Annotated in this window: 24 protein-coding genes and 2 pseudogenes; 2 read left to right on the top strand and 24 right to left on the bottom strand. The window is 48.7% G+C overall.

Going from position 1 to position 18,263, the window contains the following annotated elements:
• The first annotated feature begins 22 nt into the window (after nt 1-22).
• Nucleotides 23-859 (top strand): S-formylglutathione hydrolase, encoded by an 837-nt coding sequence (gene fghA, locus C2U43_RS28860; protein WP_012561110.1) that lies wholly within the window; start codon nt 23-25, stop codon nt 857-859.
• A 199-nt stretch (nt 860-1,058) separates the two neighbouring features.
• Here the strand turns inward: fghA and C2U43_RS28855 are convergent.
• The 16 genes and pseudogenes from C2U43_RS28855 to C2U43_RS28770 all read right to left on the bottom strand — a co-directional run.
• Nucleotides 1,059-1,335 (bottom strand): annotated as a pseudogene (locus C2U43_RS28855) (IS3 family transposase); the annotation flags it as partial.
• A 16-nt stretch (nt 1,336-1,351) separates the two neighbouring features.
• Nucleotides 1,352-2,428, bottom strand: a complete 1,077-nt coding sequence (locus C2U43_RS28850; protein ID WP_000227969.1) for an IS110 family transposase — start codon at nt 2,426-2,428, stop codon at nt 1,352-1,354.
• A 272-nt stretch (nt 2,429-2,700) separates the two neighbouring features.
• Nucleotides 2,701-2,868, bottom strand: a pseudogene (locus C2U43_RS28840) (DDE-type integrase/transposase/recombinase); the annotation flags it as partial.
• A 430-nt stretch (nt 2,869-3,298) separates the two neighbouring features.
• The gene (locus C2U43_RS28830; RefSeq protein ID WP_032610398.1) at nt 3,299-3,610 is read right to left on the bottom strand and encodes a hypothetical protein; all 312 of its coding nucleotides are present in this window, start codon (nt 3,608-3,610) and stop codon (nt 3,299-3,301) included.
• A gap of 84 nt (nt 3,611-3,694) precedes the next feature.
• Nucleotides 3,695-3,949, bottom strand: coding sequence for a hypothetical protein (locus C2U43_RS28825; protein WP_022652197.1), 255 nt, complete (start codon nt 3,947-3,949; stop codon nt 3,695-3,697).
• Nucleotides 3,950-4,078: 129 nt separating this feature from the next.
• Complete coding sequence (locus tag C2U43_RS29670) at nt 4,079-4,990, bottom strand: HNH endonuclease (protein WP_022652196.1); 912 nt, start codon at nt 4,988-4,990, stop codon at nt 4,079-4,081.
• Between the two features lie 185 nt (nt 4,991-5,175).
• Nucleotides 5,176-5,379 carry a hypothetical protein gene (locus C2U43_RS28815; protein ID WP_022652195.1) on the bottom strand — a complete coding sequence of 68 codons (204 nt, stop codon included), beginning with the start codon at nt 5,377-5,379 and terminating at the stop codon, nt 5,176-5,178.
• A 32-nt stretch (nt 5,380-5,411) separates the two neighbouring features.
• Nucleotides 5,412-5,819, bottom strand: coding sequence for a hypothetical protein (locus C2U43_RS28810; protein ID WP_015063157.1), 408 nt, complete (start codon nt 5,817-5,819; stop codon nt 5,412-5,414).
• A gap of 114 nt (nt 5,820-5,933) precedes the next feature.
• Nucleotides 5,934-6,542, bottom strand: a complete 609-nt coding sequence (locus C2U43_RS28805) for an HNH endonuclease (protein ID WP_225622165.1) — start codon at nt 6,540-6,542, stop codon at nt 5,934-5,936.
• Nucleotides 6,543-6,642: 100 nt separating this feature from the next.
• On the bottom strand, nt 6,643-6,822 hold the full coding sequence (locus C2U43_RS28800; RefSeq protein WP_032610397.1) for a hypothetical protein: 180 nt from the start codon (nt 6,820-6,822) through the stop codon (nt 6,643-6,645).
• A 15-nt stretch (nt 6,823-6,837) separates the two neighbouring features.
• Nucleotides 6,838-8,043, bottom strand: coding sequence for a hypothetical protein (locus tag C2U43_RS28795; RefSeq protein ID WP_015063155.1), 1,206 nt, complete (start codon nt 8,041-8,043; stop codon nt 6,838-6,840).
• Nucleotides 8,044-8,195: 152 nt separating this feature from the next.
• The gene (locus C2U43_RS28790; protein ID WP_022652194.1) at nt 8,196-8,426 is read right to left on the bottom strand and encodes a hypothetical protein; all 231 of its coding nucleotides are present in this window, start codon (nt 8,424-8,426) and stop codon (nt 8,196-8,198) included.
• 409 nt (nt 8,427-8,835) lie between these two features.
• A complete protein-coding gene (locus tag C2U43_RS28785) occupies nt 8,836-9,228 on the bottom strand; it encodes a hypothetical protein (RefSeq protein ID WP_022652193.1) in 393 nt (130 codons plus the stop codon).
• Between the two features lie 527 nt (nt 9,229-9,755).
• Nucleotides 9,756-10,703: a hypothetical protein gene (locus tag C2U43_RS28780; RefSeq protein WP_223203166.1), complete on the bottom strand. Its 948-nt coding sequence runs from the start codon at nt 10,701-10,703 to the stop codon at nt 9,756-9,758.
• 417 nt (nt 10,704-11,120) lie between these two features.
• Entirely contained in the window at nt 11,121-11,762 is a 642-nt protein-coding gene (locus tag C2U43_RS28775; protein WP_015063153.1) for a hypothetical protein, read from the bottom strand.
• A gap of 176 nt (nt 11,763-11,938) precedes the next feature.
• On the bottom strand, nt 11,939-12,151 hold the full coding sequence (locus tag C2U43_RS28770; RefSeq protein ID WP_022652191.1) for an Hha/YmoA family nucleoid-associated regulatory protein: 213 nt from the start codon (nt 12,149-12,151) through the stop codon (nt 11,939-11,941).
• 216 nt (nt 12,152-12,367) lie between these two features.
• On the opposite strand from C2U43_RS28770, the gene C2U43_RS28765 reads away from it, so the two are divergent.
• A complete protein-coding gene (locus C2U43_RS28765) occupies nt 12,368-13,549 on the top strand; it encodes a tyrosine-type recombinase/integrase (protein WP_015063151.1) in 1,182 nt (393 codons plus the stop codon).
• Nucleotides 13,550-13,573: 24 nt separating this feature from the next.
• On the opposite strand, the gene C2U43_RS28760 is transcribed toward C2U43_RS28765, so the two are convergent.
• From C2U43_RS28760 to C2U43_RS28720, 8 genes are all read right to left on the bottom strand, one after another.
• Nucleotides 13,574-13,918 carry a hypothetical protein gene (locus tag C2U43_RS28760; RefSeq protein WP_015063150.1) on the bottom strand — a complete coding sequence of 115 codons (345 nt, stop codon included), beginning with the start codon at nt 13,916-13,918 and terminating at the stop codon, nt 13,574-13,576.
• Nucleotides 13,854-14,762 carry a hypothetical protein gene (locus C2U43_RS28755; protein WP_022652181.1) on the bottom strand — a complete coding sequence of 303 codons (909 nt, stop codon included), beginning with the start codon at nt 14,760-14,762 and terminating at the stop codon, nt 13,854-13,856. The genes C2U43_RS28760 and C2U43_RS28755 overlap by 65 nt, the downstream gene beginning before the upstream one ends.
• Nucleotides 14,763-14,772: 10 nt before the next feature.
• Complete coding sequence (locus C2U43_RS28750) at nt 14,773-15,732, bottom strand: DNA replication terminus site-binding protein (protein ID WP_022652180.1); 960 nt, start codon at nt 15,730-15,732, stop codon at nt 14,773-14,775.
• Nucleotides 15,722-16,330: a hypothetical protein gene (locus tag C2U43_RS29985; protein WP_015063147.1), complete on the bottom strand. Its 609-nt coding sequence runs from the start codon at nt 16,328-16,330 to the stop codon at nt 15,722-15,724. Before C2U43_RS29985 ends, C2U43_RS28750 begins: the two co-directional genes overlap by 11 nt.
• Nucleotides 16,323-16,769, bottom strand: a complete 447-nt coding sequence (locus tag C2U43_RS28735; RefSeq protein ID WP_015063146.1) for a hypothetical protein — start codon at nt 16,767-16,769, stop codon at nt 16,323-16,325. Before C2U43_RS28735 ends, C2U43_RS29985 begins: the two co-directional genes overlap by 8 nt.
• Before the next feature lie 16 nt (nt 16,770-16,785).
• A complete protein-coding gene (locus tag C2U43_RS28730) occupies nt 16,786-17,322 on the bottom strand; it encodes a hypothetical protein (protein ID WP_015063145.1) in 537 nt (178 codons plus the stop codon).
• Between the two features lie 73 nt (nt 17,323-17,395).
• Nucleotides 17,396-17,653: a hypothetical protein gene (locus C2U43_RS28725; RefSeq protein ID WP_015063144.1), complete on the bottom strand. Its 258-nt coding sequence runs from the start codon at nt 17,651-17,653 to the stop codon at nt 17,396-17,398.
• 7 nt (nt 17,654-17,660) lie between these two features.
• Entirely contained in the window at nt 17,661-18,197 is a 537-nt protein-coding gene (locus tag C2U43_RS28720; protein ID WP_223203164.1) for a hypothetical protein, read from the bottom strand.
• Between the last annotated feature and the right edge of the window lie 66 nt (nt 18,198-18,263).

Below are 18,263 nucleotides of genomic sequence, written 5' to 3'. Positions count from 1 at the left end.
AATAACCATGAGATAACGGCTGATGGAACTCATTGAGCAGCATGCCAGCTCTGGCGGCTGGCAAAACGTGTACCGGCATTATTCACAATCCCTTAATTGTGAAATGAATTTCGGTGTGTATCTTCCTCCCAAAGCAGTAACAGAAAAACTGCCGGTACTATACTGGTTGTCGGGCCTGACCTGTACTGAGCAGAATTTCATCACCAAATCAGGTATGCAGCATTATGCAGCCCGGCATAACGTCATCGTTGTTGTCCCGGATACCAGTCCCCGGGGTAATAATGTCCCGGATGCCGACAGTTACGATCTTGGCCAGGGGGCCGGTTTTTATCTGAACGCGACGGAACAGCCGTGGAATGTTCATTACAGGATGTATGACTATATTCTCAGAGAGCTTCCGGATGTCGTCATGAATCATTTTCCTGCAACGGCAAGAAAATCTATATCCGGTCATTCTATGGGAGGGCTGGGTGCTCTGGTGCTGGCTCTGCGAAATCCTGGTGAATATGTGAGCGTATCAGCATTTTCCCCGATAGTATCGCCTTCTCAGGTGCCATGGGGGCAACAGGCATTTAGCGCTTACCTGGGTGAAAACAGAAAAACGTGGGAAGCCTACGATCCAGTCAGCCTCATTTTACAGGGTGAAAAATTACCAGAAATCTTCATTGATCAGGGGCTGAGTGACGCCTTTTATGAAGAGCAACTGCGCACCAAAATCCTTGAGAGAGTATGCAATGAGATGAACCTCAATGCGTCGTTCCGATATCATACTGGATACGACCACAGCTATTATTTCATTTCCAGCTTTATTGGTGAGCACATTGCTTACCATGCCAACAGGCTCAGGCTGTCAGCATGAGTTGATTTCCAGCCTCAGAAAATGTGCTTAATTTTCAGGCCTGAACAGGGCCTGAACCCTGCAGACCTGAGATGTACTGTAACTGAATCGCCACGGATAATCTAGACACTTCCGAGCCGTTGATGGACTGACCCCGCCCCGGTAGACGATCCTGCCCTATAGTTTGGACTGACCCCACGCCTGTAGACAAATCCTGTCCTCACGACGAGGCCTGTTCGAAGGCCTCCGGACTGACGTCGCCGAGGTGGCTGTGGCGCCGGGACCGGTTATAGAAGACTTCAATGTAATCGAAGATCCGCCCGGGCCAGATCCCTGGTTTTATATATGCGTTTTCTGATCCGTTCTTTTTTCAGCGAACTGAAGAACGATTCGGCCACCGCATTATCCCAGCAGTTGCCACGCCGGCTCATGCTCGGCGCCAGGTTATTGGCCCGGTAGAAGCGCTGCCAGTCGTCACTGCCGTACTGGCTGCCCTGGACGCCCTTCTAAGAGTCAAGCTGTTATCGGGATACTGTTGATCCGCCTGTTTTGATTGCGCAGTAACGTGTAAACTTCGCGGGAGATATATCGCTTTAGACAGCGTATCGCTTCCATTTTTGTATGTCCTTCGGCTACACGCCTGGCGACATATTCCTTTGTTTTTGCGTCAGTTCGTAAGCGTCCGATGGCGATGATGTGAAGTGCACTATTTGCAGCACGATCTCCACCACGATTAAGTCGGTAACGGTTCGTTTTTCCAGAAGAAACGGGGACCGGGCTGACACCACACAGTGCCGCAAATCCTGATTCTGATCTTAACCGTTGAGGATTGTCTCCGGCAGTGATCAGCAACTGTGAAGCGCTTTCGTATCCGATAGCATTACGTTTAATCAGCTCAGGTGCCAACTCGTCGACAATTGCCGCAATCATGACATCCAGATCAGCGATTTCGTCATGTAACTCGAGATAGCGTCGGGCAAGGGACTTTAATGAAATGCGATAAACGTTGGTTACATTGCGGTATTCACTGGCATCAGGTCTCCAGGAACCCAGGGTCCTGATGAGCTGCATGCGCGTCATATTTCTGAGCTGTTCACGTAATTCATCCGGGGCAGAGATAATATTTGAATGGATAATCTGGAGAGCGACTCTGCGGGCTGATATTGCTGTTTTTCGGCAAGTTTTTAATACCCGCAGGGACTCAATCATGCCATCACGCGTTTTGGGAGTAACTGTCCTGATGCCTGAGAATGCTGCATGAGCGGCACATTCAGCATCAATTGTGTCACTTTTACCCCGTTTGCGTCGCTCCATCCGGTCTGGAGCAGTCACCTCAAGAACTTCTAACCCGGCGTTCTGAAAATAACGAAGCAAACCGGAACCATAGGTACCTGTGCACTCAACACCAATTCGCTTTAATGTCCCAAACGAGGTCATCCATGCCAGCATCTGCCGGTAACCTTGTCGTGTTGTGGAGAAATACTGAGTCCCAAGGACTTTATTGTTCTGATCTACGACAGCGGCAACGTGCAAATCTTTATGTGTATCCACGCCACCCACAACGGCAGCTTCGGTAACTTTATCAACCATGACAGAGCTCCTGTGAGGAAACAGAGTTGAATCTCCAGACAGATAACCCGGACAGGACAGTAACGAGACAAGCCGTCAGGCCCTTCTTGAGTCACGCGCATCGGTGAGGAGATGCCTCGCATGAAGGCGCTTCCGGCAACCGACGGGTCCAGGGCAGGACACAAAAGGTCGATCGCTGTGTGAGTCAGGATGCGGGAAGGTCTTCACTGCATCAGTAATCACACCAATCTGGTTAAACGGCAAACTAAGTGGTGGTAAAGACTGACATCGGCATTATTACTATCGCTGTGGAACATCACCCCGACGGGCTTACCACGGGTTTCCCATGCCATTTCCAGTGCTTTCATGGTAAGCCTGCTGTCCGGCGAGAACGACATGGCCCAGCCCACTGGTTTTCTTGAGAACAGGTCGAGAACAACGGCGAGGTACGCCCAGCGCTTAGGTCCATTATCCGGCACAACCCTGCAACCACCGTGATTTCTGTATATTCCGTTTCCGGAAAAGGCCATAAAGACGCCTACCCCATTAAGTTCAAATGGAGCATAATCTGCATCATTGAGAGTTAATTTGCCTTTTAACGCCATAGCGACCTACATCCATATAAATGATGTGGGTATAGTACAAATATATGAATCAAAAGCTAAGTCTAATATATTACAAGTTGTAACCACCGGTCTCATGAACCGATATTCAGAATTTTCTTAGAAACCACAACCAGGATCTCTGATTGTGGTAATGCAGGAACGCAATCCGGCAGTTCTCATTCACTCAACGTCCCCGTTGTGCAGATGAACGCTATACATAAGCCGACGTTTATAAAGGGAAACAATAACTCAGAAAGCGTGCAAGCGGTGCATTCATTGAGGGATTCTATGTGAAATAGCGAATCACTAAAGTGATGACTGCCCCTAACAGTGCCACGACCGCCAACAATTTTAAAATATGTGCTGAAATCGTATCTGTAAACATCACCATTACACCAGTGATAATAAACGCAATTGCAGCCAACCACATACTTGCTGTGGAAACTATGGGGCTCGCAACCCCGAGAATATCACCGAGACTATTGCCAAATGCAAATATAAAAGCAATCAGTGCTGGCCTAATCCACTTTTCGTTACGAGCATAATAAGAGTCATTGATATCTGCCATCATTTTTACCTCGAATTGAACGTAAGCCATTTGAATTTCTTAGTTCTTGTGAATGTTCGAAGGCTAACATAGCCTCATTGTGATCTTTGATACTAACAGTTTTTCTATTGTGTATTATTCAGTGTGAGTAGATTCATTTTTAGTGCTAACACCATGAATGACAATTGTTTTACCATCAGGCAGATGAACCCCTATCAAACGAAGGACAAAACCTCGCCAACCAGAATTTGCTTCCTTTATGCAGCGATACAGTTCGTTATTTTCGTTTTTCAGTTTATTCCATTCAAGAGAAAGGGTCTCGGAATCTAACTCTGAGATGTGTTTCACTTCATTGTTTATGCGTACAGTATTCATACCACTCCCAGTCATAAATAATCTCCATAGGTTTGATAAACAGGTTGAACATTGACAAAACTTCTTGTAGCAAGCTTTATCAAATAAGAATGCCATTAGGCTAACATAGCCTCATAGTGCATGTTGCTGCTAACTGGGCGTTTTTCATAATTGTTGATTTTTATTATTTGGCTCTTTCTTTCTGAATGGATTGCCATGACGGTTAAAAAATTCGTTCCAGTGATGTCGCAGGTATTCAATATTGATAGGCATTTGCAAGCGGGAAAAATCAATTTGCTTGCCTTCCAGTTGTAGCAAGTCTTTATCGACGGAGAGCACATCCGGGCTGAAACGGGCTTTCATTGAATCAGGGTCGATTGAAAAGTGCCAATTGTCAAAGAGGGTGTGGATGTCACTTCGCAGTAGAATCCCGTTTGTCACATCCGGCTCACCACCAGCATGACGGGGTTTAATGTGCGCTGCCTCAGTTCTTTGTCTGGCTCGAACGCCGGTAAGAACACACGTACCGGCGCAGTTTTTCCGGACATCTTCGGAAAATGGTGCCTGGTCCGGGCTCGACATTGTGATTTGTTCCTGCCCCTCCTGATACGTTCGGGAAGGAAAAGTTACTTTTGTTGATGTTACTGCGGGGATCGAGAGATAGGCAATTCCTCGCCGACTGAACTTTCCTCCATTAAAAACCTTCCGGATGGAGTAAGTCATGCCCACCAGGACAGGGTTACTCATTTCGACGATTTTGCTTTTGCAGTTTTCAACCGGATATAATTTTATGAAAGAGCCGGTGAATATGTCATAGGCTCCGTCTGGACGCTCAACACACAGAACAACATGTTCAAAGTAGTCCCTTGAGTCAGCGATAACCCAGTTGCCGGTCATGATCCGTTTCGTTTGGCAGGGACCCGTTTTGAAGATACCAGGCTTCAGGTCTGGAGTTAAGGTTCCAGTTTTCCCGTCCGTGCGAATGGAAATAATTTCCCCTGTTAACCCCAGCTCTTCCAGTTTCTGGAAGACAGGGCGAAGCCTGACGGGTTGAGGCTTATTCACTCTGGTGTTCATGTTGTTTCCGGTTTGCATCCCATTGTTCATTCAGGTTGGCACTGGCGTCCACGCCTAGTCATAAAAACGAGCCCTCGTCGCTAAGAGGCCTGTTCACGGCGTCCACATCAGAATCTCTTCAAAACTCATGAAATCCGTTATAGGTCAGGCAATCAATCAGCCAGATGCGAAGCTAGCAGGTCTCATTATCTCACAGGCAAAGCACCAACCATGCGGAGGGCATTCATTACTTCGTTAATACCAAACATTTCCTGTTCCGGCCATTCTTTCCCCGCTAATGAACATGCCGTGCAAGCTGAATTAAAACTATTAACGCGTTCACGATGCAGGGCCAGTAGTGCGACGACGATCAGCTCTCTTTCTTTTCCAACCAAATCTTGAATGCCCATAGTATGAATCCTAATTTGATTAACTTAATTGGCTATTTTACCCAGGGCATCACATAACTGTTATCCGGGCGCATCACAATGGTCCGATCCTTTTTATGTTCAATCGTCCATGTTTCCTGGCGTCGGAATTGCTTTGTCGCATCAACAACGATGACCGCGACAGTCTCAGAGTGATTCTCAATGAGGACGCAACCGCCCTCAGACGTAGTGTTGCCGTTAGCATCTGGGCATTGGCTGCTCCCGAATATAAGTGCTTCCTTGCCGTGGTCATCCATTCGCCAGCCCGGACTCATCACGATAGTCGGCTCCCTGAAAGGTCCATTCGTGTATTTCTGATACACTCCACTTTCCGTCGCACCATTTGCCAGGTCGCAACCTGACAGGCCCGCAGATAAAATAACAATGGTCGCTTTTAAATATCCCGTAAGGTAATTTGGCATTAGTGGTATCAACTCTGTCGGTTTTCAATAAAATGGTGGCGTGCAGTCAGCACATCTCAGAATGAGGTGCCTAACCAGGAAACACTGTCATCCGGTATAGGCTGGATTTTCCATCTATTCCTCGGTACCGAGGAAATCAGCCCAGCGAGCAGCCAGCCGGTCTGTATCCAGGTCATACACCAACGGGTTGAGCGTTTTGCCTTCAAACAGCTCTCCCGCCTCGATGCCCGGTTTAAAATGAACGGTGAGTGTGGACGGGTCTATACCCATCAGATCCGCGTCAAACAGCGCGTGCATTGTCGGCGTCAACAGGATGCCGTTCGAAGGGTTGTAGCGCGTCCCATGCTCGATATGAGCCGCTACCAGCACACCACCATTAACCCATCCCGTGACCGCACACCGACCCGCGAAATTCTCAACAAGGAGATTCTTGAATTTTGTCTGCGCTGCGCCGCTCCGCTGGGTCACAAAGCGCTCGCAAGGCTCTCCCTGAATGTCCACGTCAGGTTTTCGCTTCCGTTCGCTGGTGGCGTTCTCAGAGCGTTTTAACGGGATTCGTGGATAAGCCAGATTGTAGGCAGCGCCTGTGGTCATTTGTTCGATAACGGCCGGTGCATATCCATCCGCTTCGAGCTTACGGTAGGCGGCACGGTAGTCCTGCTGGGTTTTCACCGGAAAAATGTCGCCGCCGGTACCGTTACCGGGCGCGGAGATCTGTCGCACATACCGGAATATCTCCGAGCCAATCATCCACCAGCTGTTGTAGTTGAGCATGCAGCTCAGCAACCGTCATAACTTCAATTTGAGTTGTCATCAGATTTCCCTACTGAGTGATATTTAAGCAGGCAAGAACCATCCCACTGCCGAGCAAAACACAGGCCAGAAAGGTCGTACAAAGTTCCCACGCATCTCTGAGTCCTGAGCTGATGGCATTTATTTCATGATCGTCTGCCTGCTCAATGAGCCAGTCGACGTATTCATCGTGCTTTTTGTTAGAATCCATATTGGTTAGTGCTTATCATTTCCGGCCGTTCTGTGTGGCCGTCAGGAGGGTACTACTTACTTTTCTCATCTGACGGAAGGTATCGGAAAGTGTGCTGATCGGATGGCCTTCATTTCCTGCGGCCGCAGAATCACCGGCAACAAATTTCATGGCCACGGATACCTGATACGCCAGCCCAGAAAGAGCGGTATCGAACTGCTGAGCCTCTGAGCCAAAACGATAGGCATCCTCAACCGAGGCTCCTGTCAGCCATGCGTGTGCGATGAGTCTTCCTGTTTTTTCCGGGTTGTCGCGGGACACATTCGAACTGACGGTACTGCCAATAAGGTGATAAAGAAATCCGTCGCACCTCTCAGGGTATTCCCACATCGATTCACAGTACTCGTCATAGGCTCTCTGGATAGCGGCCGGGGACAACATGGACAGCTCCGGGTATATAGCCTGGAATTGCTGGTGGTATTCCGGATCGAGTTCGTCAACGTCACTGGATTTGAGCTCCAGCTGCTCCAGTCCGAACTCTCCCGCCCGGGGCCACAACGAGGCGAAACACTCCGGATTTCCCATGTACGCGCATGTCGCGGCGATAGCGTGGTTCCATTCCCACTCCGCTGATTTAACCTCGTTAAACAAAGATTCGGAAACCGGCGCGAAGCCACTGACAAAATCCGTGTTCCAGAGATGCGTGTAGGCACCGGGATTTTCATACACCGGCACATCCCATTCAGGCCGTGGGGGAAGACGGTCGAGTGTAAAGGGCTGGCGAAGGATCATGGACTGCCCCCGGTAGACAAAATCCCCCTCACCCTCGACAGGATTACCGAGAAGCAATCTGGTCGCATCCGCATTACAGGCGTCACGGTCAGGATATTTCCGGGGCAAATACGCATTGAAATAAGGGTGGTAGATCGCCTGACTATGGTCGGTATTATTGATCTCACGAGAATATGGCGCCGGGAAGACCGACCACTCCTCAATAGCCTCTGAGGCGGTCATTGTTGCCTGCGGAACGAGGTCTAAGGCTGTTGCCAGGTTATGGCCATTCTGTTTCACCAGTTGGACAAGTTTCTCGAACACGAAAACATTATCGCCATATACCTGATAGCTCACACCGGGGATACCGTCTATTGAGCGGAGCCTTTCGCGAATGACATCATCGTTCATATGATGATTGTGGAACTCATCCATACAAAAAAACCTACCAGCAGGTACTTCACGGCTCATAACGAATTCCTCACGGATTATTGAGACTCTACTTCAGACCGGTCTAAAGAGATGAAAGCGATGTACATCATAACATCAGCCAAGTCGGTGACTAATAGGTTGCATGACCTCATCATCAGTGTGAGATGTGCCCCACAGTCGTCTTACCCGTATCAACCTCCCTTGGTAGTTTGATCGGTCATATTGAAAGTCTGTTTGCGCTCTGTTGTAGGGGAAAAACAATCACGCTTTTTGCTTTCGCGCATCAAATGCACAACGCCTTTGCTGGCGTGCCCCAGATCAAACACAACGACCTGTCCAACCTCTATGCCCTGCCCAACCAGCTCCGGATCAATCATCATGACCTGGCCTAAATGCTCTGACTTTTGCTCAGTTCTAAACATAGTAACCCTCTCTTATTAAAAGCTAACGTTTATGGTGTAACTGAACTGGCGACTGCCATGAGTCAACAGCGTCAGATACATCATGAAGTTGCATGTCCTCATCCAACTAGTGCTTGTTAACTACAAAACATCGTGCCCGACATTAACAATGTGCAGCCATCAGTATCACGTATTTGACAATTGTGCCCTGGCAAGGCCGCCCGCGAATTTCGAGTAAACAGGAAGAAAATAAAAAGAAAACAAAGAGTTATAGCCTGATGTATACGCGCCGATCGGGAATCAGGCGAAGCCTGACCGCACGGAAGGGTCTGGCAGGGGGCATTAGGGATGAGGACATGCAATTGTGTTATCACGTCCGCACCAGCTGTCGTGGAAATCATCCCCGGCCGGTTAACCCGGTTTCGGATGTTCACCAGTTTTCCGGGTAGCAAGGCCAGCTCATCCAGACATCGAGCACCTCGGTATCACTGACCGCCGCAGCGTAAATCCCGGCACCCGGGAAGAAATAGACAGGCAGGCTGGCGGCGGGTGACGTGCTGTCATCCGTCAGGGAGCCGACAACCTCATGCGGCCCCCGGAGTAAATCACCCAGGTAGTCATCCGGCCTGATGCCGTTGCGGGATGCAGCCATCTCCACAAACTCCGCCAGCGGATGGCGGGTCGGATAACCCCTGAACACTTCATACGATGGCGAAACACATTCGCCGCTGGTGGACCGCCCCCAGTACCCGGCCAGTTGTTCCGGACCGAGTCCACAGGCATGTTGGGTGACCTGTGCTTTAAACTGTTCGAACGTATTCATTCCTGAAGTCCCTGTAGGGTATATTTGGCAAACCTCCCTGCCAGCGTCACTACCGGCAGGACACCGCATTGTCAGACGCGACCACCGGCTATGAACCGGCAAGACGTCAGTCGCCCGCCAGCCCGGGTGAGGTGGAATACAGTTTACCAGTTCCGGCCGACTGACTTTGCCGCCAGGAGACGCTAATTACACTATTATTGAATCTTTGCATCTTCGATGACCAATATCGCCCCGACGCTGAACGCTACTGGAATGCATCTCTTGCCACGATTGAAAGGATCAAACACACCTACCGCGCAAAAATCCGGAACTCCTGATCCAGTCTTTCGGCCATAACAGCCCAACGCTAATGTATGTCCATTAGCGTTGGGCTGTTATGATGGCTGTGCCAGTTTATATTACCGGACTGATCATGATAGGTACTCTGAGACCATGTAAGAAATGAACAACCCATTACTGCTTAAGGCGAGCAAGTAGATTTTGTTTACGTTTCCATGCCCGCCAGGCCCGTAACTCCCCAGCCCCCTTCAGAGCAATGAGAAATTTGTTGGTCCTTCAGTTGTTGCCACCTTACTGTCTTCGCAGGCCGTCAGGCAGACACTTTTAAGTCGGTGGTTGTAGAGGCCAATACGGGCGATTTCCTGGAGATAATCCCGTTCCTCCATCGTTAGCGACTGCCCTTCCTGTGATTTTGTGATCATGTCCTGCCAGTTCAGCAATTTCTCGTAATTCACATGCTCACTGGTGTCGAGACAATGCAGACGGAAGTAACGTATAAACAGCGGAAATTCATCAGTCTGGGCTATATTGGATGCTCTGACGGTGAGCCGACACAAACAAACGATGGTGTCCTGCTGCATTCTTATCAGCGTATTCATGCTCTGGGGTAAGATGTCCGGCAGCTTCATGTAGCAGTCGGAAAGACGCTGGAGAAGTGGTCCTGCTTCCGCAGGCTCACGGCCCTGATAAACCTTCAGGGGTTCAGTCCCCAGTTCCTGCATCATGGGATGATACAACCACTCTCGTGACTCCGTCTCATCAATGATAATTTTCTCGATACGTTCGCTGTAGGTTCCATCTCGCCTGCCAAGTTGTACCTGACTGATTTCGTATTCTATATCCGGCAGATCGATACGTAATGCTGCTACCATTTCCGAGGGATGGAGATGGTCGAACGTCAGCTTCCCGGCCACGCTGCGATCGGTATCAAGAAACACGGCGACACAGAGGTCGTTAACCTTCACAAACAGATCTGCCGTGGCGCCGAACATGCTTCCGCTGCCGCTTACCTCATCAAGTGGCACCTTCCCGCCTTCATAACCGGCCAGAAGATGCGGGAAACCGAGAAGATGTCTTTCCCGGACAACTTCAATAATTTTTCCCCGAATCGCCTCCATCAAGCCGTCACAATCACCGAAGAGGTCCGTGGTGTGGCTATAGTGCCAGAGTTTGACCTCACCCTGCCTGGCGATCAAATCCGTACGACACCCGGGGCAGATACAGTTGCATGCACTCCCTCTGCTTACTTCCGTGATGTCCAGATACCGTCCAGTTTCGCGATGGAGTCCGAAAGGAATCCCATAGGTATAGCTCTTTCGCATGTTATTTCCCCCGCAGCATACAGACATTCACTATATCGGACGAAAGCAGTATGACATTTCGATAAGAGGTCTTTTTTCATGAGTTTTTAAGTTGCTTTTATTACTGTGGCAGGGGCAAATGGATAAAGCGATGGCAATTCTATGCTGGTAAAAAGCTACTTTTCCGGTTGCCCGTCCCTCCACCAGCAGTGAGACTTATTAATACGGACGGAACCGGAATTAGTGAGCATTCCAACAGTGGGCTCACTTTCAGGACGAAAGCTGATTTAATATAAATACTGGACCCTACATTCAATGCAGTTTGTGTTGATCAATATAACCCATCATAAATTGCATAAGTTCCGGGTCACTCCGGGCAGAAAAAAGTACAGTCACTACGTTTTTCATCGCACTTGTCGCATTGCTGGCGTCAATAGCATTCTTGTCATTTATAATTGCATTATTCCCAATTTTATTAATCTGATTAATTACTTCATCCTCACTGATGCTTGTACTCCGGATTGAATCAAAAATCGGGTAGGCCTGCGCCGCATATTCAGTGAAGCGGACAGCATCAAGGCTCGATGCCAACGCCGCCTTTTCCTGTCGGGAATATACCGCCAAAGCGGTCTGACTCAGCAACTCCGAAGGCGTCTCGCAGGCCGCAGTACTGGTGTTCCCCTGGATCATGCCCATTCTGAAAAAATTCGAGACAACCTTGTTTATTTCATCATTCATTATCTGGCTGAAACCAACTTTTGGGTCTGAGGTAGTGAAATTTGCCCTGTAGTTCTCAAGCGCCAGAGAGGCAACCTCTGCGTTGCCCGTCTGAGTTGCGTTACAGGCGTAACGGTAACCTTCATCCAGTTTTTGACTGAACTCGTTTAGGCTCGCCGCGTTTAAATAAAAGGAGATGAATGGAAGAGTTAAAATTAATAAAGGTTTAATTCCCATGCGTTTTACCACAACAGAGCAAGTAAAGCATTTTAAGTGAAGTTATTACTTTTCTGATTAAACTAATTCCCAGAGGTGGTAATAAATAATTTAATAAATTTATATGTTCAACAGACGATTTCATAAACCTCTTTTTGTTAAACGTCGGCTGTATAATGGTTCCCGGGATTTTCATTTTACTGACGAACCAGGGTCCATACACTGGCGGGGACTTTATCGTAGAGTTTTTTCATTGTCAGTTCAGCTTTTCGATGGTCATATGCCCCGGAAATTTCTAGTGAAACTATACCAACATTCTTTTCACAGAGTCGTTCAAATACTTTTTCCAGTGTGTCAAATGAAGAGCACTTACGAAATTTCATCAAATACGCCTGTTTAGTTTCGGACATGGTCAACCTTAAGTTATTTTCAGCAAAAGTACAGTATCCCAATCTTATGTGGATTTGTTCCGGGAATCTAATTTTTTTTGCAACTATTTGACGTATAACTCCGGCTCGTTGCTGAACTGGCGGGCCCCCTTTTTTTGTTGCCCGGAACCTGTTCATAAGCAGGTACCGCAATGCTAAAATGGCTGTAAATAAAAACAGTGTATTCAGGTGGACACAATGAATAGCCAGCCAGTAACCAGACGGTTTGCAGACAACGATCTCCATCAACAATTGTCTACGGTTAAAGTTAATGACAAGCAACTGATGCGCCTCATCCGCTATTTTTCTCACCTGAAATACCATACGGCTAAGACGTATCTCCATTGGCTGCGTTCCTGGAATGAGTGGTATCAGGCAAATGCAGGAAAGGAGGTGAACGAAGATTGGCCCGCCAGCTCTCTCCCGGTGACTGAAACTCCACTGCTGGCCTATTTAGACCATCTTCAGAAGTCACTGTCACGAAGCAGTATTAAAGGGTGCCTGCATGCCCTGAACAGTATCCAAAGGAAAGCACTCGATCAGCCTGGGATCATCACATCTGAAGTGGGTTATATTCTTGCGGCCCTCGAACAGGCTGAAGCCCGAAAGCAGAAAGTTACCCGCCAGGCTACGCCATTCATGGTGACGGATCTAAAGGCATTGATTAAAGCACACAGTACGACGCAGTCGGTGCGCAAACTCCGCGACCTTTGCCTAATTTGGACAGGGTTTGAAACACTGCTTCGCTCAGCGGAGATCAGGCGAATTCGGATGGAAGACCTTGTGCTGGATGAAAAGACCGGCAGCTTTACCTTGACGGTATACCGGACAAAATCCACTGTCAGTACCCTGCTCACCTATCATCTGACCCCTAACCTCACAGCCACACTGAGAAGGCTGATGGGTATGGTCGGAAGGGATCAATACAGCCATCCGAAGGACTATCTCTTTCAGGCCGTTAACTTTCAGGATAACGGATATATGCCACCTGAATGGGGTTTACGAAGCCAGGGTAACGAAATCAATGCGCTGCTGAGAAACCATAACATGCCCTATCTGCCTACCCGAACCCCGCTCGGGGGAAATGGCGAACCCATTCCCGTCGAGGATGAGGGTATGCTTAGTAAGAACACGCTACTCCGGGCCTTTGAAGCGCTTTGGGAAGAGCTTCATCCGCAGGAAACGGGCACCCGATGCTGGACCGGTCACAGCGTCCGCGTAGGCGGTGCCATCGAACTTGCTCATGCCGGGTATACGCTCTTGCAGATCATGGAGATGGGTAACTGGAGCAACGCGGAGATGGTTTCACGCTATATCCGTAACATTGAAGCTGGTAAAAAAGCGATGACGCAATTCATGCGCGGAGCGCTGGATGAGTAGCGCCCATGCGGGCGCTGCTGAGGGTTATTTCTTACGGAAAGGATTAAACCGGTTCAGATCCTGAAGGGCGTCTTTCGGCGGCAGCATACCTGTGCGTTTCATTTTATAAACGCCGTTAAGCTTCATAGTTTGCACACCCAAGTTTAACAGTGCCACCAGCTTAAGCGTATACAGAAACGTGAATGCCGGGGCCATCTGGATAAAAATAAACAACAAACCGGCACACATCACCCTCAGCCACGCCGCATATTCCATGCTCAGCGGTCGCTTAAAATAATGGATTTCCAGTAATCCCACCGCCTTGTTACTGATCCACACCGCTGCCAGTGAGAGTAACAACACGATGCACACCATAATGCCCAGTTCCATGATCCTCACTCCCCGTCGTTTTTATATTTTGTGTTTCTGATTTGCCTGCTTTGGTTTTGTTTTTCGCCTTCTTTTTGGGTTTGATATGGTGGAACAGGAAACAATCCACCAGCACCCAGCCATTGGCATACCGGGCCAACAGCAATTTCTGCCCCGGATAATGAGCATGAAAAAGCATTTTCACATCGGCGGTATTCATGATCTGTTGCTTACGCTTCAGCTCCTCCTCAGGCATCTCATATTCCTGAATAAATGGTGATGACAACCGCTGGCGAAGCATACGAATAGCGCTGGCATTTTCATCGTGTTTAGCCAGACGGCCAAAACGCACAAGCGCCTTATGAGACACCTGGACAGGTCCCAGATGGGAATCAACCAGTTCATACTGCCAGAAATATCGCAGATCCACTTTCACCCAGCTGATACTGTCTTCCTGTGCAGCTTTCATTATGGTTCCCGACATCGGGACCATTGTCAGTTTGGTCAGACGTATGTGAATATAATCAGCCAGGGTCCTGAGGGACTCCGGTACATTATTGTTCAGCAGAAGCTGCTGAAGCCCCGGGGTCGACGTCTGCCAGCTCAGGTTGCGGCCGTCAGGTAAAAATTCAAAGTTTTGATCCGCTGGCGCCGATTTCGCATTGTTTTCCTTCCTCATGAGAAAGTAATGGCCACACAGTAACTCGGACCGTACCTTATCCTCTCCCGGGTCATGTCGGGCTTTACTGAGATCCACCGTCAATACAACACGGTTAATAGCGTCCTCGTGGTATTTTTTCACCCAGACACAGACACGATAAAGTCTCTCATCGAGCTTCTGGCTGGTAGTGGAGATCCATTGCATGCTTTTCTCCTCAGACCTTACTCATAATGAAAATGCCAAGATCCGCACCGGGTACAAGCTCCGTGTAGCTATGGTTGATCCTTCGTGCATTTGACGGTGCGTCATCCGACGCAGGCACCCAGTTCTGAAGACCTTTAAATGCTGGCTTTTGTCCAACAGCGAAAATGGGCAGTGAGGCTTTCACCACCTTGTAATCCGTCTCGGCGTATTTGCTACTTCCACGCTCCGTGCCTTCAGGACGGTATGAGAACAGATGCGCGATCGGAACCGGGAAGGTATTGGTCCGACAAAGACGTAACGCATCCCCGTCTTGTAGGACCTTTCTTTCAAGTAATGCCTTCGCCCTATCGATGTTCGCAACCACTGTCAGGTCAGTGGTCGCTGGCGATTTGACCGCTGCCGTACGACGCTTATCCAGCATCGCGATGAGCTCACTGGCGTTGGTTTTTACCTGGTTCCGGTTTAGTCGCCAGCAAAAAGTAACTTTTTTAAGCCGTGCCTCCACAAACATAATTTTGCGAGTAGACGCCACTGTCACAAGGCCGGGAAGTTTACGGTGAACTTCCTCAAAGCGGATGTGTTTCTGATCATTTACCCTTTTCATAGCTGAGGCAAAGTCAGTTTTGGCGTCGTTGATATCGCGAATAATTCTGCTCAGCAGTTCGGCACCCTCAGGAACAATAATCAGCCCCGGATATTTGGTCGTTACTTTCGTTGAATTCCTGCTGAGTACATCGATGTCATCGATACAAAAATCCTGAAATACACGGATAATGTCATCTACAGAGGCATCAGAAATAGTACTCACCTCAATTGGGGTAACCTCTTTCAGCCGCTCTTCGTGGCGCGTGACGGCCCCCACAGTCATCAGTTCCGCCATCACCGGCTGATGGTTATTCAGAAAGGCTCTGAGCTGTTCAATTCGCTCCAGAATCCGATCACGGTAGAAAGGTAAATTTTCACTGGACATTCATCACTCCGGTTTCAATAAAACAGCGCAACACCGTTACATCCTCAACCACTTCTGAAGATGCGATACGCAGCCGGTAGCTGTACTTTTCCAACACCTTCCGCAGTTCATCGGAATTGCCTGTTGTATAAAGGGGCAGAGGTTCAGCCTGCTGGCCGTCATGCCTGAAACAACGATTAAGGTCGGACAAAAGGCCAAAACTGACAGGCCTGTGTTGCAGATTGATACGCTGCCAGTCCAGCGGTACACCGAACTTCACCCACCAGCCCAGTCCAATAAGTTCATTTCGTATACTCTGCACATTACCCAAATCCGATACTGTAACATCCGGGATAACGCCATTACCTTCCACCAGCAAATGCATCACGCTCTTAAAATCAGGCTGACGACACTTTCTGGCTTGCTTCAGAATGGTTCGGATCGAACGCAAACACTGACGAGAATGCAAATTACGACGTTCAGCCGAACTAAGCCATCTGTTGATGAGTTCATTCGAATACGCCACCGGGCATTCCCCGAGGCCTGACCTTCCGTTTTCACGGACATACAACAGACAGGAGGTAGCTGCACTCACTACAGCGTCATATTTTTCATTCATGTTTACCCCCGTTAATATCAGAAATCTGGTTATCCGGAGTCAGGAACAAAGGCTGATAATGCAAGCGCCACGGATAATGTACCGTTAGGCCATCCGTGCCAATACGGTTCAGCCTGTAGCGGCCGTTCATTCGATCAACAGACCAAATGCCGGGAACTACAGGACGGCTCCACCGACAAACCGGTAAACCTCCGAGCTGAAGGGTATTCACCAGCCCTTTATCAATCTCGGTCACGCGTACCTTCAACAAGAAGCATAACCAGGGAGAGCACCAGATAAACAGCCAGACGGGCGCTAGGACAAACTTGTTTAGCAAATGCCCTGTCATCAACATCGCAGATAACAGCATAAAACTGATGATCAACCAAAAAACCATCCATCCTAACCAGGCTCGTGTCTCACAAAGTTTCCATTCCAACAGGTAAAGTCGCTTTTTCATCCAGAGCCCCCGGAACTCAGTGAATGACTGAGGTGTGCTGCATCAAAATAGGTGTGCGTGGCAAGATCTCGTTTCGCCACAGCTCTTGCGCTGACGTCCATCCATGGAGAATTCCGTTGCCACAGTGTGAATTGAACGCCATTACCTCATCATTTAGCTGATAGACAAGCCTGTCTGGCATCTCAAGGTACTCAGGCAGAGAAAGCAGTACGCCGTGGATCATTTCGCCAGTCAGCCTGGATAACGTCTCTTCTTCGTCGAGATTTACTGTTGGCATTGCAGATAGTGGGATAGAGAAACAGCAGAGATCCATACCCACAGCGTCATAACCAACATCAAAACCATCATCATTAAGCACAAATCGAAAGATAGCCTCAGGTGCCTGACCCAACTCGGGCATCGGTGCTTCAGGCACCTCTGTGCCGGTAAAATATTTTTCGGTCCAGTTGCTAAAGGGACTGGTAAACATCCAACAGAGCAGCGACAACGCAATGTCCGTTTTGAGTACTCGTTTCGTGCCAGACGCTCCAAAAGGATGAAGATTGCTTTTCATGATTTACCTGTAGATTGCTTTATTTACAGCTATTTAAACACATTCCGGATTTTCCCCAATAGGTTGCAAAACGCTAAAATTCGCAGATGCTGGTCCCCTTCTGTTTTAGTCGATGCTCAAGATAGATGCTGGCCAGATCGAGAGGATGATTTTCTTCGAGGCATGCCCGAACGAGATCTTCAGTTGATACAGATTCCAGTCCCCGGGTTTCAAGAATTTCTTTCGCCGTCGTCAGCGCCCGGGAGGCACTTCGACTTAACTGAATTTTCACCTGAGAACTGCTTTCACACAGGGTGTCAGCTGGTACGGTCTGTGAATCGGTATTGTACATAGGGGTATCACTCCATATCAGGGATCGAATGAAAATTGACTGCAAGAGACGTCTCTGGTTCACCGTTTTCCACAGTGCTTAGCCAGGTTCGGGCAGGAAGTTGTTGCTCACAGAGAAGCAGGTAACCTTCGCCCATAAGATGCTTTTGTCCCAATGCATGCAGTAGATCCCCTGAATATGGACCCAGAGCAGTTTGGGTATAAAACAACGCGCCTGCGGGTATTTTTTTAGACAACATGCTCATTAATACGATCTTCTCGTCCTCATTTTCGGGTAAAACGAGGATTATCCTGAACCCCTTGTTAACGTGTGATTGCAGACCTGCAACCAGCGACCGAAACCTGAGCGCATAAATGACCATCCTGAATCGGGTCATTAACAGTGTTGTAGCAGCAAAAATAACGACGACTGAGCCGAATTTTGACCGGTAAAACCACCAGTTCAGGCCACCGGCCACAATCAAAACAACCAGAAGCACAATGCTTCCGTAAAAAAATGCAGCCGGGAAACGGGTTCTTTTTCCTTCGAGGAGCGCCGACGCCATTATTACGCCCGTGATGCAGTACACAACCCAGTCATAGAACGATTCAGTCATCATTAGGTGCTTGTG

Origin of the sequence: Citrobacter freundii complex sp. CFNIH9 (assembly GCF_002903305.1) — a bacterium.
GTDB lineage: Bacteria > Pseudomonadota > Gammaproteobacteria > Enterobacterales > Enterobacteriaceae > Citrobacter > Citrobacter portucalensis.
This window is presented reverse-complemented; position numbering and strand designations above follow the sequence as displayed.